This is a genomic window from Maricaulis maris, from assembly GCF_003634045.1.
GTDB lineage: Bacteria > Pseudomonadota > Alphaproteobacteria > Caulobacterales > Maricaulaceae > Maricaulis > Maricaulis maris.
This window is the reverse complement of sequence record NZ_RBIM01000002.1, coordinates 74,050-88,403: the sequence shown is the minus strand read 5'-3', so window position 1 is coordinate 88,403 and position 14,354 is coordinate 74,050. Positions and strand designations below refer to the sequence as shown.

13 protein-coding genes are annotated in these 14,354 nt (G+C 64.0%); 8 read left to right on the top strand and 5 right to left on the bottom strand.

Annotated elements, in window-relative coordinates:
* The first annotated feature begins 13 nt into the window (after window positions 1–13).
* Window positions 14–1,402, top strand: a complete 1,389-nt coding sequence (locus C7435_RS03505; protein ID WP_121210068.1) for a pyridoxal phosphate-dependent decarboxylase family protein — start codon at window positions 14–16, stop codon at window positions 1,400–1,402.
* Between the two features lie 102 nt (window positions 1,403–1,504).
* Window positions 1,505–1,777, top strand: a complete 273-nt coding sequence (locus tag C7435_RS17435) for an Imm32 family immunity protein (protein WP_456085632.1) — start codon at window positions 1,505–1,507, stop codon at window positions 1,775–1,777.
* Between the two features lie 166 nt (window positions 1,778–1,943).
* Here C7435_RS17435 and C7435_RS03500 read toward each other — a convergent pair whose 3' ends face one another.
* The 4 genes from C7435_RS03500 to tpiA all read right to left on the bottom strand — a co-directional run bounded on the left by C7435_RS03500 (window position 1,944) and on the right by tpiA (window position 5,933).
* A complete protein-coding gene (locus C7435_RS03500) occupies window positions 1,944–3,572 on the bottom strand; it encodes a CTP synthase (RefSeq protein ID WP_121210067.1) in 1,629 nt (542 codons plus the stop codon).
* 76 nt (window positions 3,573–3,648) lie between these two features.
* On the bottom strand, window positions 3,649–3,975 hold the full coding sequence (gene secG / locus C7435_RS03495; protein ID WP_075189932.1) for a preprotein translocase subunit SecG: 327 nt from the start codon (window positions 3,973–3,975) through the stop codon (window positions 3,649–3,651).
* A gap of 89 nt (window positions 3,976–4,064) precedes the next feature.
* The gene (locus tag C7435_RS03490) at window positions 4,065–5,111 is read right to left on the bottom strand and encodes a response regulator (RefSeq protein ID WP_121210066.1); all 1,047 of its coding nucleotides are present in this window, start codon (window positions 5,109–5,111) and stop codon (window positions 4,065–4,067) included.
* 81 nt (window positions 5,112–5,192) lie between these two features.
* The gene (gene tpiA, locus C7435_RS03485) at window positions 5,193–5,933 is read right to left on the bottom strand and encodes a triose-phosphate isomerase (protein ID WP_121210065.1); all 741 of its coding nucleotides are present in this window, start codon (window positions 5,931–5,933) and stop codon (window positions 5,193–5,195) included.
* A gap of 175 nt (window positions 5,934–6,108) precedes the next feature.
* Here tpiA and C7435_RS03480 point away from each other — a divergent pair, with 175 nt between their 5' ends.
* Together C7435_RS03480 and trpE are read left to right on the top strand one after the other, a co-directional pair.
* The gene (locus C7435_RS03480; protein WP_121210064.1) at window positions 6,109–8,040 is read left to right on the top strand and encodes a peptidylprolyl isomerase; all 1,932 of its coding nucleotides are present in this window, start codon (window positions 6,109–6,111) and stop codon (window positions 8,038–8,040) included.
* Window positions 8,037–9,533 (top strand): anthranilate synthase component I, encoded by a 1,497-nt coding sequence (gene trpE, locus C7435_RS03475; RefSeq protein WP_121210063.1) that lies wholly within the window; start codon window positions 8,037–8,039, stop codon window positions 9,531–9,533. The genes C7435_RS03480 and trpE overlap by 4 nt, the downstream gene beginning before the upstream one ends.
* Here the strand turns inward: trpE and C7435_RS03470 are convergent.
* Window positions 9,498–10,550, bottom strand: a complete 1,053-nt coding sequence (locus C7435_RS03470) for a divergent polysaccharide deacetylase family protein (RefSeq protein WP_121210062.1) — start codon at window positions 10,548–10,550, stop codon at window positions 9,498–9,500. The two genes, trpE and C7435_RS03470, sit on opposite strands and share 36 nt — an antisense overlap.
* Before the next feature lie 99 nt (window positions 10,551–10,649).
* Here C7435_RS03470 and C7435_RS03465 point away from each other — a divergent pair, with 99 nt between their 5' ends.
* From C7435_RS03465 to lexA, 4 genes are all read left to right on the top strand, one after another.
* The gene (locus tag C7435_RS03465; protein ID WP_121210061.1) at window positions 10,650–11,240 is read left to right on the top strand and encodes an anthranilate synthase component II; all 591 of its coding nucleotides are present in this window, start codon (window positions 10,650–10,652) and stop codon (window positions 11,238–11,240) included.
* Between the two features lie 322 nt (window positions 11,241–11,562).
* Window positions 11,563–12,582 (top strand): anthranilate phosphoribosyltransferase, encoded by a 1,020-nt coding sequence (gene trpD / locus C7435_RS03460; RefSeq protein WP_121210060.1) that lies wholly within the window; start codon window positions 11,563–11,565, stop codon window positions 12,580–12,582.
* 24 nt (window positions 12,583–12,606) lie between these two features.
* A complete protein-coding gene (gene trpC / locus C7435_RS03455) occupies window positions 12,607–13,404 on the top strand; it encodes an indole-3-glycerol phosphate synthase TrpC (RefSeq protein ID WP_121210387.1) in 798 nt (265 codons plus the stop codon).
* Between the two features lie 96 nt (window positions 13,405–13,500).
* Window positions 13,501–14,199: a transcriptional repressor LexA gene (gene lexA / locus C7435_RS03450; protein WP_075189783.1), complete on the top strand. Its 699-nt coding sequence runs from the start codon at window positions 13,501–13,503 to the stop codon at window positions 14,197–14,199.
* Window positions 14,200–14,354: the final 155 nt, after the last annotated feature.

Here is a 14,354-nt window from a genome sequence, read left to right as displayed (position 1 = left end):
AGAGGGGATGAGGATGAAGCTCGAGGAATTTGGCACCTGGTCGCGGCGCATTGCCGACTGGTCGAAAACCTATCTGGAAACCCTGCGCGACCGCCCGGTCCGTCCGGCGACGCGGCCCGGGAATGTCCTCAACGCCCTGCCCGTTTCGCCGCCCGACGGCGCAACCGGCATGGACGAGATTTTCGCCGATTTCGAACGCCTCGTCCCCGACGCCATGACCCATTGGCAGCATCCGCGCTTCTTCGCCTATTTCCCGGCCAACGCGGCGCCCGCCTCCATGCTCGCCGAACAGCTCGTCAACACGATGTCAGCGCAATGCATGCTGTGGCAGACCTCGCCAGCCGCCACTGAAATGGAAACCCGCATGGTCGACTGGCTGCGTCAGGCGCTCGGCCTGCCGTCAGGCTGGCGCGGCGTGATCCAGGACAGCGCCTCCTCGGCCACACTCTCCGCTGTCATGACCATGCGTGAACGAGCACTCGACTGGCGCGGCATCCGCTCCGGACTCCGCGGTGAAGCGGCGCCGCGCGTCTACGCGTCAGCCCAGACCCATTCTTCCGTCGACAAGGCGTGCTGGGTGGCGGGGATCGGTCAGGACAATCTGGTCAAGATCGCCACCACCGACGATTACGGCATGGATCCGGATGCCCTGCGCGCTGCGATCACCGCTGACCGCGCCGCCGGTCATTTGCCGGCCGGTATCGTGATCTGCGTCGGCGGTACCGGTATCGGTGCCATCGATCCGGTCGCGAAGATCATTGAGGTCGCCCGCGAAGAAAATCTCTACACCCATGTCGATGCCGCCTGGGCCGGCTCGGCGATGATCTGCCCCGAGCTGCGCACGAATTGGAACGGCGTCGAGGGCGCCGACAGTATCGTCTTCAACCCGCATAAATGGCTTGGTGCCCAGTTCGATTGCTCGGTGCAGTTCCTGAAGGACCCGACCGACCAGCTCAAATCCCTGACCCTGCGGCCGGATTACCTCGAAACACCGGGCATGGACGACGCCATCAATTACTCCGAATGGACCATCCCGCTCGGCCGCCGCTTCCGCGCGCTCAAACTCTGGTTCCTGATCCGCGCCTACGGGCTGGACGGCCTGCGCACCCGCATCCGCAACCACATCGCCTGGTCAAACGAAGCCTGCGAGGCGATCCGCGCCCTGCCCGGCCTCGAAATCGTGACAGAGCCGCGCTTCAGCCTGTTCAGCTTCGCCTGCAAGGCCGGCGATGAGGCCACCGCGGACCTGCTGGAACGCATCAACACCGATGGCCGCACCTATCTCACCCAGACCCGCCATGACGGCCGCTATGTGATCCGCTTCCAGGTCGGGCAGTTTGATTGCACGCGGGAGGATGTGATGACGGCTGTGCGTGTGATCGGCGAGCTGGGGGGTGTTTGAAGCGGCAGCAATACCGTTGCGCTCGAGGAGCGCATAGCGCGCGAAACTTGCTTCGGCGAAATGAAGAAGTTGTCGCTGATTTAAAAAAGGAACAGACCGATTATGGCGGACACATTGGCGGACCTTGCGAGAAAGGCGCTTGAATCGAGAATGGCCGGGACGGCCTACGATCCGTTTATCAAGGGTGAATGCGCCAGAAATGACGGCCCGTTAGAAGTAAGATTGACCGGTTCAAGAGACGGTTTGCTGTACTTGGCTAAAGAGTGCCTTCGGGTAGCCGAATCCAAAAACGATTGGGTACATGCTCACGTGGACTCGGGAAATATTGGAGATCCCGCAAGCGTTCCGCTCACCATTGCCTTGGAGCAAAAGTGAGACTCCAATTCTGGTCGTCATCCCCCGGTCGACGCGAAGCGACGATCCGGGGGACCTCAGCCATCTTCCACACGCGTGAGTCGAGGTCCCCCGGACAAGCCGGGGGATGACGGTGGTTTCGGGTGTTCTAAATGGTTAAAAACACGGACCTAAGCCCGACACTCCCCTAAACCATCCGGCTCTGTTCCAGCGCCGCCGCGATAAAGCTCGCAAACAGCGGGTGCGGCTCGAACGGCCTTGATTTGAGTTCCGGGTGGAATTGCACGCCGATGAACCAGGGATGGTCCTCGATCTCGACGATTTCCGGCAACACGCCATCGGGTGACAGGCCGGAGAAGGTCAGGCCGCTCGCTTCCAGCTGGTCCTTGTAGCCGACATTGACCTCATAGCGGTGGCGGTGACGCTCTTCGATATGGGCCTGGCCGTAAATCTCGCGGACCTTGGAGCCGTCCTTGAGGACAGCCGGATAGGCGCCCAGGCGCATGGTGCCGCCCATATCGTCGCCGGCCTTGCGGGTCTCGACTTCATTGCCGCGGGTCCATTCGGTCAGAAGACCGATAACCGGCTCGCCCGATTCGGAGAATTCCGAGGAGACGGCCGTCGGCACGCCTGCGAGATTGCGAGCCGCTTCGAGCACCGCCATCTGCATGCCGTAGCAGATCCCGAAGAAAGGCACCTTGCGCTCGCGGGCGAATTTCGCCGCCGCGATCTTACCCTCGACTCCGCGTTCACCGAAGCCGCCCGGGACGAGCACGCCGTGCACGTCTTCCAGCGGTTCGAAGGCATCGTCTTTCTCGAACTGCTCGCTGTCGAGCCATTTCAGCTTGACCTTCACCCCATTGGCGATACCGCCATGGGCCAGCGCTTCGATGAGGGATTTATAGGCGTCCAGCAGGCCGACATATTTGCCGACCACGCCGATCGTCACTTCGCCATCGGGATTGGCGATGGTCTGCGAAATACCTTCCCAACGGGTCAGATCCGGCGCCGGCGCGTCGGCAATGCCGAAACAGCGCAGGATTTCCGTGTCCAGGCCCTGGCGGTGATATTCGAGCGGCACGTCATACAGCGAGGCGGCGTCGCGGCCCTCGATGACGGCGCTTTCCTTGACGTTGCAGAACAGGCCGATCTTGCGCTTGTCGCCGGGCGGGATCGGGATCTCGCAGCGGCACAGAAGGATATCCGGCTGGATACCGATCGAGCGCAGCTCTTTCACCGAGTGCTGGGTCGGCTTGGTCTTCATCTCGCCGGCGACCTTGATGAAGGGCAGCAGGGTGACATGCAGGAAGACGGCATTGCCGTCGCCCAGCTCCTGGCCGAGCTGGCGGATCGCCTCGAAGAAGGGCAGGCCTTCGATATCACCGACCGTGCCGCCAATCTCGCACAGCACGAAATCGACATCGCCGGCATCGGAGAGAACGAATTGTTTGATCTGGTCGGTGACGTGGGGAATCACCTGCACCGTCGCGCCGAGATAATCGCCGCGGCGCTCGCGCTCGATGATGCGCGAATAAATGCGTCCCGTGGTGATATTGTCGGCCTGGCTGGCAGCAACGCCGGTGAAGCGCTCATAATGACCCAGATCGAGGTCGGCTTCGGCGCCATCATCGGTCACATAGCACTCGCCATGCTGATAGGGCGACATCGTGCCCGGATCGACGTTGAGATAGGGGTCCAGCTTGCGCAGGCGGACTTTATATCCACGCGCCTGAAGCAGGGCTCCGATAGCGGCTGAAGCGAGGCCTTTTCCCAAAGAGGAGACCACGCCGCCCGTAATAAAGATATATCGCGGCATGGGCCGTCTGATTATCCCAGATTCGGACGCGTCGGAAGACGCGAGTTGAAATATGTGATGATTAAAGCGGGACCGACTAGCCGTCGGTGGGTACCGGAGCGCCCGTTTCCTCTTGCTCGACAACGCCGGTGGCCGGATTGTCGATCTCGGTATCAAACACGCTCGTGCCCTCGGCCGTGACGCCGGTCACGATGGCGAGCAGGATCGAATTACCGATGAAGACCGCGCCGAGGATCATGGTCGTGCGCGTCAGGATATTGGCTGCGCCGCGGCCCGACATCATGCCGCCGCCGCCACCGCCGCCACCGATACCCAGTGCCCCACCTTCCGATCGCTGCAGCAGGATGACGCCGATGAGACCAAGGGCGACCAGGAGCTGGATGATCAAAAGGACTGTGGTCATGAATACCGCCATAAGCCAGAACGCGCCGCCCAGTTGGCAGCCCGTCCAGTGATATAAGGAGTTCCCGGTGCGATGCCAGCACCGCCCGGTCACATGGCGGCGCGTTTTATATCAGGCGAACCGTCTTGGCCAGCATCGTCTGCGGTTTGGGCTGCGGCCGCCTGGGCCGCGAGCTCTGCCTTGCGCTGATTGGCTTCCGCTCGCGCCTGCAAGCGCTTGCGCAGATTGGACACGGTGCGTCCGATCTCATTCTTCGAACGCTCGATCGTGTCGCCATTGGCGAAAGCGGCATAGCTGCCCATCGCCAATTCCTTGGCCAGTTTCAGCGCTGCCGGAGGCGCGTTGCGGCCATCGCCGAGGGCCGCGATCTGCTCGATCAGGGCTTCAGCAACCTCGGCTGCCTCGCGTCGGCCCGCCCGCAGCACATGGGCCCGCAGCTCGCGGGCACCGCGTTGCAGGTCGTTGACATCGAGCGCCACCGGCACCTTGCCCTCATCCGTCTTGGAGGCCTCCAGCTCGACGGAAATGACAATCCGCATGGCGACACGGCGGACCCGCTCGCTGGTTACGGCGTCACGCGCCTCTCTGACCCATTGCTTGCCATTGTTGAGCGCCTGCTCATCATTTTCGACCGTCGCCTTGAGAAAATTCGGGACCGCAATCGGCGGCGCATCGGTCGAGCGCTCCGTATCCTTGCGGCGGTCCGGACCGATATAGTCGGAGGTGACGATGAAATCCTTGCGCCCCTTGATCAGGGTCTTGACGCGCTCCTCGGCAAACATGGTCGAAAAGGGCCGAACGATGACATCATCGGCCCCGCATTCGATCGCCTTGCGGATATGACCTGTATCGCGGCTCCAGGTCGTCAGCAGCATGACCACAAACGGGTTGCCGCCCAATTCACCGCGGCGCACCGAACGGACGAGATTGAAGATGTCGGCATCGGTGGCGCTGGACTCGGCAACGATCAACGTCGGTGCGCTGTCGGCGATGGCCGACTTGAAGTCCGACAAGGATGAGACGCATTCGATCTGGCGGAACCCGATTTCGAACAAGGCATAACGCGTTGTTCGCTGGTTCACGTGCACAGGATCGAAAAGCAGCACGGAGGCCCGGGCGTAGTCGATTTCGGCCATACTCGGCTCAGCTCCAAAGGCGGCGAATGAAAACTCAGCCTTGGACTGTCCGGCAAATAAGTTTCAATCCACTTACCGTACTTATTCGCGCTTGCGACTTGCCGCTTCGATTATTGCCGTAAAATCAGACGCATTCAGGCTCGCGCCCCCGACCAGCGCACCGTCGACATCGGCCAGGCCCAACAATTCGGCAGCATTGTCAGGCTTCACTGAACCTCCATAGAGAATACAAGAGGTTGCGGGATTTGGCAGACGCTCGCGAATGGCGGCATGCATGCTCGCGACATCGGCGACGGACGCGGTCAACCCGGTCCCGATCGCCCAGACCGGCTCATATGCTATGACCAAATCCACGCTGGCGGCATTTTCAGGCAGCGAACCGGCGAGCTGACCCGCGACAATCTCGACTTCGCGGCCCGCTTCTCGCTCGGACAGTGTCTCGCCGACACAGATCACCGGGACCAGGCCGGCAGCCAGAGCCGCCTCGGCCTTGGCGCGAATATCGGCATCGCGCTCGCCATGATCGGCGCGGCGCTCGGAATGGCCCAGAATGACATGTGTGGCGCCGGCATCGCGCAGCATCGCTGCGGAGATATCCCCGGTATGAGCGCCGCTCGGTGCGGCATGACAATCCTGGCCGCCGACCCGGACCACCGTACCGTCACAAGCCCGGGCGGCCTGTTGCAGCAAGGTCGCGGGCGGACAGACCAGCACCGTCGCCGGACTTTTGGCGGCGATGGGTGCAATCGCGCCGAAGAAGCCGAGCGCTTCTGTCAGCCCATGCATTTTCCAATTTCCCGCGATGAGTGTCTGACGCGTCATCTTGCCTCCCCGACCGGCCGATCCATACCCCTGATCCGGCGGCAGGAGTAATCATCAATTCCGGCGTCGGCAACGGTGCAAGCCGACAATCGCAGGACAACCGCCCCTCGCGCTTGCGAGGCCCATACCTCGCCGCTACCTTCCGCGCGACGTTTCCAAAAGGCATTTCGGTACCATGCTGTCCAATTTCCGGTCCTTCGCCCAGTCGCCTCTGGCGCTGATCATCATTGTCCTCCTGGTTCTCGCCTTCGCCATGACCGGCGCCGGCGGGATTTTCACCGGCAGCGGCACCGCTGTCGTCGTGGTTGGCAATGAGCAAGTCAGCCAACGCGAACTGGCCTATGCCTTCGACCGCGAAGTGCAGCGCCTGCAACAGCAAAACCCCGAAATCACCCGCGAAATGGCGCGCGAGGAAGGCATCGCCAACCAGGTCCTGCAACAGCAGATCACCTTCGCCACCCTGGCTGCCCGCGCCCATGAGCTTGGCCTCGCCATCTCTGATGCCGCCGTCGTGCGCGAGGCCGCCGCGATCCCGGCTTTCCGCAATCCGGTCACCGAACGCTTTGATCCGGACACGATGCGCTCGGCGCTGCAGCGCGTCGGGATGACCGAAGATCAATTCGCCAATGATGTCGAAGGCGACATGCTGCGCTCGCAGCTGATGGGCGCATTGACCCGCCTTGCCGACCTGCCGGACCAGATCGCCGCGACGCGTTATCTCGTGGCTGAAGAACAGCGCCGCATGTCCGCGCTCGTGCTTGACGCCTCGACCGCTGACGAGATCGCCGATCCGACCGACGAACAATTGCAGGCTTTCATCACCGAGACCCCCGGCCAGAACGGCCAGCCTCTATTCACCCGTCCGGAATTCCGGGCCATCACGCTGGTCCGTTTCCAGCTCGACGATTTCATCCGCGATGTTGCTGTCGACGAGTCGGTACTGCGCGAGACCTATGACTACCTGGTCGACACCAACCAGATCGGCACCCCGGCCGTGCGTAGCTTCACCCAGCTGACGGCGCCCGACCAAGCCACGGCCGAAGCCGCCGCCGAGCGTCTCGCCAATGGCGAAAGCGCCGCCCTGGTCGCGAGCGAGCTCGGCCTTGATGCGCCGCTCACCCTGGACAATGCCCAGCGCTACGAAGTGCCTGACACCCAGTTGGCCGACGCCGTTTTCGCCATGTCACAGGACGAAGCCCGGGCAGTGGAAGGCCGTTTCGGCTGGAGCGCCGTCCAGGTGACGCTGGCCGAAGAGGCCAATCTGCCCAGCTTTGAGGATGAGCGCGAACGCCTCCAGGCCGACGCCGCTCGCGCCCAGGCGACTGACGACATGTATGGTGCCATCTCGGCCTTCGAAGCCGCACGCGAAGACGGTGCCTCGCTTGAGGTCGCCGCTGAATCGAGCGGCACACCACTGGAGATTTACCAGCCGCTGGCCCAAAACTCCTTCGACGAAAATCTCGACTTCGATCCGGAGCGCTATCAAGCGCTGGCTGCAGAAATCCTGCCGGTCGCCTTCGCACAGGTCGAGGGTTTCGCAATCGACCTGCAGACCTACAACGACACGGATTTCTTCACCCTGCGGGTCGATTCGATTGTGCCCAGCCGTCCGTTTGAGTTGGAAGAAGTCCGCGAGCAGGCGGAAAGCCGCTGGCGCTCGATTCAAGTCGACACCCAGTTGCAGGCCCGGGCCGAGGACGCACTCGCCCAACTCGAGGCCGGAGACGATCTCGAGCTCGTCTCACTGACCGCAGGCGGCCGCACCGAAAGCTCGACGCTGCGACGCGACCAGACTGCTGGCGGATTCACCCGCGGCGCGGTCTCAACGGCCTTTTCCATGACGCCCGGCGAATACCGGATGCAACAGGTCGCCGAAGGCCGTTATCTCGTCCTGACGGTCGATGAAGTCATTCCTGCCGACATTGCCGCCGCACCGGCAGCGGATCTGGCCGGTATCGAAGGCGATCTCGTCAGCGAGTTCGGCAATGACGTGGTCTTCGCAACCCGCGACTTCCTGCTGCGTGAATACGAGATCACCGACGCATCTATCGACAACCGCCTCTACTCCCTGGCCATCGGCGAGACCGATCCCAGCACACCGCAATGACGCCGCACGCGCCGATCACGCCGGATTTCGCCACCGTCGCCGAACGTCTCGAACGCGGCGAGACCTGCGTCATCCAGGCCCGGCGTGTCGATGACCTGCTGACCCCGGTTGCGGCCTATCTGCGGCTGGCGGCGGATCAAGCCAACTCCTTCCTGCTGGAATCGGTTGAGGGCGGCGCCTGGCGCGGTCGCTATTCGGCGATCGGACTCGATCCGGACCTTATGTGGCAATGCCGCGATGGCGTCGCCAGCGAGGCGCGCGGCATGGATGTCGCGGCGCGGCGCTTCACCCCGATTGACGCCGAACCGATGACCGCCCTTCGCGACGTCATTGAAGCCGCCCACTGCCCCCTGCCCGACGACGCACCGCCCTTGGCGTCCGGTCTGTTCGGCTATGTCGGCTATGACATGGTCCGCTATCTGGAACGCCTGCCCACCGGAGCCGCGCCGGACCCGCTCGGCCTGCCCGAATCGATCCTGCTGCGACCACAGACCATGGTCGTCTTCGATGCGTTGAAGCAGGAAATCCAGGTCTATTGTCCGGTCCGCCCCGGCGAATTTTCGGCCCGGGAAGCCTATGACGCCGCGGTCGAACGCCTGCAAACCACCTTGCAGAAATTGGCTGGCGGCACGCCGGAACCGGCTCGCCCGGCCGGCCAGCTCGGCGCGCGTCAGTCCAATCAGAGTGAGGACAGCTACCGCCAGGCTGTCGATGCAGCCCGGGCCTATATCCGCGCCGGCGACGCGTTCCAGGTCGTGCCCAGCCAGCGTTTTTCCGCTGACTATCCAGCTGACCCGTTCTGGCTCTACCGCTCGCTGCGCCGCCTCAATCCGTCGCCCTTCCTCTTTTTCTTCCGCTTTGACGGGTTTGAAGTGGTCGGCTCCAGTCCGGAAATCCTGGTCCGCTTGCGTGATGATGTCGTGACCATCCGGCCCATTGCCGGCACCCGTCCACGCGGCAGAACCCCGGCCGAGGATGACGCCCACGAGGCCGACCTGCTGGCCGATCCGAAGGAGCGCTCGGAACATCTCATGCTGCTCGATCTCGGGCGCAATGATGTCGGTCGGATCGCCAAGCCCGGCTCGGTGCGGATCACGGCCCGAGAGATCGTCGAGCGCTACAGCCACGTCATGCACATCGTCTCAAACGTCGAAGGTGACCTGGCCGCCGGGGAGGATGTTGTCTCGGCCCTGTTCGCCGGCTTCCCGGCCGGAACCGTGTCGGGCGCACCGAAAGTTCGGGCGATGGAAATCATTGACGAGCTGGAGCCGCATCGTCGCGGCGTCTATGCGGGTGCCGTCGGCTATTTCAGCGCCGATGGCGGCATGGACACGGCCATCGCCCTGCGCACGGCGGTGTTCAAGGATGGCCGGATGTATGTCCAGGCCGGCGCCGGCGTTGTGCTCGACAGCGATCCCGAGTCGGAACGGGTCGAAACGGTCAACAAGGCGGAAGCCCTATTCCGCGCCGCGATTGATTCCCTCGACAATTGAGGCCTGCAGGCCGGGCTCGGCGACGAAGAGCTGGTCGGCGAGCTCGCTGACGGTCACGAACTCCACCTCAGCCGCCTCCGGACTGCCCAGCCAGGCCTCCAGTGTTTCCAGCGTCAGCGCGTGCGGATGGCCGATCACGACGGCATGCCCGTCGGTGCGCGCGAGCGTGGCGGCCTCGTCCAGGCGGGCCCGGATCGAGCCGGCATCGAGATCATGATCAAGGAAGATGTCGCGCTCCAGCGAGCGCAGGCCCAGTCCCGACGCCACCGCACGGCCACGGCTTTGCGCGGTTGTCAGGCTGTCGAGGAAAATCGGGTTGTCGTGGCTGATGGCGGCCAGCGCGACACGCAGGGCGCGCGGATCAGCAGTGAAGCGGCTGCCCATATGATTGTTGAGGCCGATTGCGCCCGGCACCCGGGCCATCGCCCAACGCACCCGCGCCTGCAGATCGGCATCGCTGAGACCGAGCCGTAGGGCGTTCGGTCCCGGATCGGCCAGTCCGACCGGTTCCATCGGCATGTGCAGCAACACATCATGCCCATTGGCTTGCGCCAGCGCGGCCAGGGTCGCGGACGCCTCGGCGTAGGGCAGGATTGCGAGGGTCAGCGGCACGGGCAGCGCAATGACGCGCTCGGCAGCGGCGACGTCCAGTCCGGCGTCATCGATCACCAGCACGATTTGCGGTCGCCGCGCTGTGACCGGCGTGGCCACTGTGACGTCGGTGATGACCGGGATCATATTTGATGCAGCTATGTCGATCGGCGCGTCCAAGGCATCGGTTTGTGAGGCGATTGCGACCGAATCCAGCGAATCAAAATTGCGGACGCGGCTGACGCGTATCCCCTGATGTTGGGAGGTCTCCTCCGCCGAGGCCATGGCCGGCATCGGGAAACCGCCGTTGCTGGCGACAGAAAACACAATTGCGCCAAGCAGATAGGCCGCAGCTGCCAAGGCCCCGGCGAAAGCCGGGATGGCTGAATGGCGGGCCTTGATCAATGTCGGAGCAGAGCGGGTCATGACACCAGCACGCGCCAGCCTGGTTAATCAGGCGTTAATGCACTTGCAGGATTGGCGAAGCCCGGCCCGGCGACTAGCTTTCATGCCAAGGAGAGCCGCATGCTGCTGATCATCGACAATTACGACAGCTTCACCTTCAACCTGGTGCATTATTTCCAGGAGCTGGGGGCGCAGACCAAGGTCGTGCGCAATGATGCGCTGACCGTCGACGAGGCATTGGCCTTGCAGCCGAGCGGGATCGTGCTGTCACCGGGCCCGTGTGCGCCGGACCAGGCCGGGGTCTGTCTCGATCTGATTGCTGCCGCGCCGAATACGATGCCGATCCTGGGCGTCTGCCTCGGTCATCAGTCAATCGGTCAGGTTTTCGGCGGCGAGGTGATCTCGGCCAAGACCATCATGCACGGCAAGACCAGCCCGGTGGTGCATGATGGCAGTGGTATCTTTACCGGACTGCCAAGCCCGTTCACCGCGACCCGCTATCATTCCCTCGCGGTGCGGCCGGAGAGCCTGCCGGACATGCTGGTCGCGACCGCCCACACTGCAGATGGCGAGATCATGGGGCTGGCCCACCGCACGCGGCCGGTGCATGGCGTGCAATTCCATCCCGAATCCATCGCCTCGGAACACGGTCACGCCCTGCTCCGCAACTTCCTCGACCTGACCGGCCTGCCCCGCGCCCAGGCTGCGTGATCGGGCGGCGCGACCGGGCCGCACGCACATGGCAACGGCCAGCGGGCGTTGAAATGCCAGCGGCCCCGCGCTAGGTCCTTTCGGTTCGCTTTGTTCAACCCGGTGACAGGTATGCCGTCTCGCGCCCTTTCATGTCTCGCCCACCCGGCCGCCTTGGCCGGTCCGGTCGGCATGGCGGCGTCGACGCGCGTTCGATACGCTCAGCCGGCCACGCGATGGCGCAGCCCCCATCGATGGCGCAAGACCGCCTCCTGACGACCCTGCGGGGTGATGGCGTCCGGCCTCAAGCCGGATTTGAACATAGCTGGCGAAACGACTGACAATGCAAAATATTTCCCTGTGCCTGAATGCCTTTTCACGCGGCACCTATCCCGAGGACGCCGCCATTGCCGGCGCCTTTGACGAACTCATGTCCGGCGATGTTGCGGATGCCGCCATCGGCGGCTTCCTGATCGGTCTCGCCGCACTCGGCGAGCGCCCTGTCGACATTGCCGCCGGCGCCCGCGCCATGCGCAGCCGGATGACCCGTATCACCGCTCCCGAAGGCGCCATCGACACGTGCGGCACGGGCGGTGACGGCAAGGGCGCCTGGAATATATCGACCGCCGCCGCGATCATCGCGGCTGGCGCCGGCGCCACGGTCGCCAAGCATGGCAACCGGGCCGCCTCCTCCAAGTCCGGCTCCTCCGACGTCCTGGCCCAGCTCGGCGTCAAGCTCGACTGTCCGCCACAAGTGGTCGAACGGGCCTTGCTCGAAGCCCGCGTCGGCTTCCTCTACGCCCCGGCACACCATGCCGCCGTACGTCATGTCGGTCCGGCCCGTCAGAATCTCGGCGTGCGCACCGTGTTCAACCTGCTTGGTCCGCTGTCCAACCCGGCCGGCGTCAAGCGTCAGCTGCTCGGCGTCTATGACAAGCGCTGGCTGGTGCCGATGGCCGAGGCGCTGCGCAATCTGGGCTGTGAGCATGCACTCTTGATGTGCGGCGAGGACGGCATGGACGAGCTGACCACGACCGGAGCCTCAAACATCGCCGAACTGCGCGACGGGGCGATCCGGGAATACAGCTTCCATCCCGAAGAAGCCGGCCTGCCACTGGCCAGCGCCGAGGCACTGCAGGGCGGCTCGCCGCAGATGAATGCCGACGCCATCCGCGCCTTGCTCGACGGTGAGACCGGCGCCTTCCGGGACATTGCCGTGCTCAATGCCGGCGCCGCCCTGCTCCTGGCCGGACTGGCCGACACCATCGCCGATGGCACCCGCCTGGCGGAAGCGGCCGTTGATGACGGGCGGGCCAAGGCGGCGCTGACCCGCATGGTCGCCATTTCACACGGGGAGGCGTGAGCCATGAGCACGCGACCCGAGATCATGCCTGACACGCTGGCCCGCATCGGCGCCTACAAGCGCGCGCACATCGCGGCCTGCAAACAGGCGCGCCCCTATGCCGAGATCGCCGCCGCGGCCCGCGATGTGGCGCCGGTACGCGGCTTTGCCAAGGCCCTCGCGGCCGCACCGGACGGTCTTGGCCTGATCGCCGAGATCAAGAAGGCCAGCCCGTCGAAAGGCCTGATCCGCGCCGATTTCGATCCCCCCGCCCTCGCCCGCGCCTATGAGGCCGGCGGGGCGACCTGCCTGTCCGTTTTGACCGATACGCCCAGTTTTCATGGCGCCGATGCCTTCCTCACCGCGGCCCGCAATGCCGTCGCCCTGCCGGCGCTGCGCAAGGACTTCATGTATGATCGTTACCAGGTTGCCGAGGCCCGCCTTCTGGGGGCTGATGCGATCCTGGTGATCATGGCGGCGGTTGATGATGACACCGCCCGCCAGCTGATCGAGGAAGCCAATGCCTGGTCGCTCGACGTGCTGGTGGAAGTCCATGACGCCGCCGAGATGGAACGGGCGCTGGCGCTCGACGCTCCCCTGCTCGGTGTCAACAACCGCAATCTGCGGACCTTCGAGACATCCCTCGACACATTCGACGCGCTGGCGCCGATGGTGGCTGATGACCGGCTGCTGGTCGCCGAGAGCGGGATTTTCGGCCGTGATGACGCCTTGCGCCTGAAACAGGCCGGTGCCCGCGCCCTGTTGGTCGGCGAAAGCCTGATGCGTCAGGACGATGTCCGGACAGCAACGGCGACCCTGTTGGGCCGTCCGGCGGCCGCTTGACGACATTTCAGAACACTTGTAGAACAAACACTCCTATTCCTGATTTGTTCCCGCAGGCCTGCGCCTGATTCCGGGAATGCGAACAAGGGGGTTGCCTTGCTGACGCGGAAACAGAACGAGCTGTTGCTCTTCATCCATCAACGCATCAAGGAAACCGGCGTCTCGCCCTCCTTCGACGAGATGAAGGGCGCGCTGCAACTGGCCTCCAAATCCGGTGTTCACCGCCTGATCACGGCGCTGGAGGAGCGCGGCTTCATCCGTCGCCTCGCCCATCGCGCCCGGGCACTGGAAGTGCTCAAACTGCCCGAATCGGCGGCGGCGGCTGAAACGCCGAGCCTGCCACGCGGCAATCTCGGCCCCAATGTCGTGCGCGGCAATTTCGCCAAGCCCGAGGAAAGCCCGCGCGAATCGACGGTCGACATACCCGTGCTCGGCCGGATCGCCGCCGGCGTCCCGATCTCGGCCATCCAGCATGAAACCGACCGCCTGCCCGTCCCTGCGGACATGGTCACCGGTGGCGAGCATTTCGCCCTTGAGGTGAAAGGCGATTCGATGATCGAGGCCGGTATCATGGATGGCGACACTGTCCTCATCCGGCGCTGCCAGTCTGCCGAGTCCGGTGATATCGTGGTCGCCTTGGTTGATGACGAGGAAGCCACGCTCAAACGCCTGCGCAAAAAAGGCGGCTCAATCGCCCTGGAAGCGGCCAATCCCGAATACGAGACCCGCATTTTCGGCCCCGATCGGGTCAAGGTGCAAGGACGTCTTGTGGGACTGATCCGGCGTTATCACTGACGACGTGATTGCTATGCTTGGCAACTTCGATGCGCACGGTTTGAATCGTCCTTGGACGCTGTCACAGCCATAGGCGCAGGTCGCGGGTGCGCTCTACAGGCGCCCCCTGTGTGCCGTTTGGAACGCACCGGTGGACGCCGGCTCTTGTTCCAGAT

Coding starts and splice junctions, on each gene's coding strand:
- C7435_RS03505 (WP_121210068.1), top strand. CDS start 14: ATGAAGCTCGAGGAATTTGGCACCTGGTCGCGGCGCATTGCCGACTGG.
- C7435_RS17435 (WP_456085632.1), top strand. CDS start 1,505: ATGGCGGACACATTGGCGGACCTTGCGAGAAAGGCGCTTGAATCGAGA.
- C7435_RS03500 (WP_121210067.1), bottom strand. CDS start 3,572: ATGCCGCGATATATCTTTATTACGGGCGGCGTGGTCTCCTCTTTGGGA.
- secG (WP_075189932.1), bottom strand. CDS start 3,975: ATGACCACAGTCCTTTTGATCATCCAGCTCCTGGTCGCCCTTGGTCTC.
- C7435_RS03490 (WP_121210066.1), bottom strand. CDS start 5,111: ATGGCCGAAATCGACTACGCCCGGGCCTCCGTGCTGCTTTTCGATCCT.
- tpiA (WP_121210065.1), bottom strand. CDS start 5,933: ATGACGCGTCAGACACTCATCGCGGGAAATTGGAAAATGCATGGGCTG.
- C7435_RS03480 (WP_121210064.1), top strand. CDS start 6,109: ATGCTGTCCAATTTCCGGTCCTTCGCCCAGTCGCCTCTGGCGCTGATC.
- trpE (WP_121210063.1), top strand. CDS start 8,037: ATGACGCCGCACGCGCCGATCACGCCGGATTTCGCCACCGTCGCCGAA.
- C7435_RS03470 (WP_121210062.1), bottom strand. CDS start 10,550: ATGACCCGCTCTGCTCCGACATTGATCAAGGCCCGCCATTCAGCCATC.
- C7435_RS03465 (WP_121210061.1), top strand. CDS start 10,650: ATGCTGCTGATCATCGACAATTACGACAGCTTCACCTTCAACCTGGTG.
- trpD (WP_121210060.1), top strand. CDS start 11,563: ATGCAAAATATTTCCCTGTGCCTGAATGCCTTTTCACGCGGCACCTAT.
- trpC (WP_121210387.1), top strand. CDS start 12,607: ATGCCTGACACGCTGGCCCGCATCGGCGCCTACAAGCGCGCGCACATC.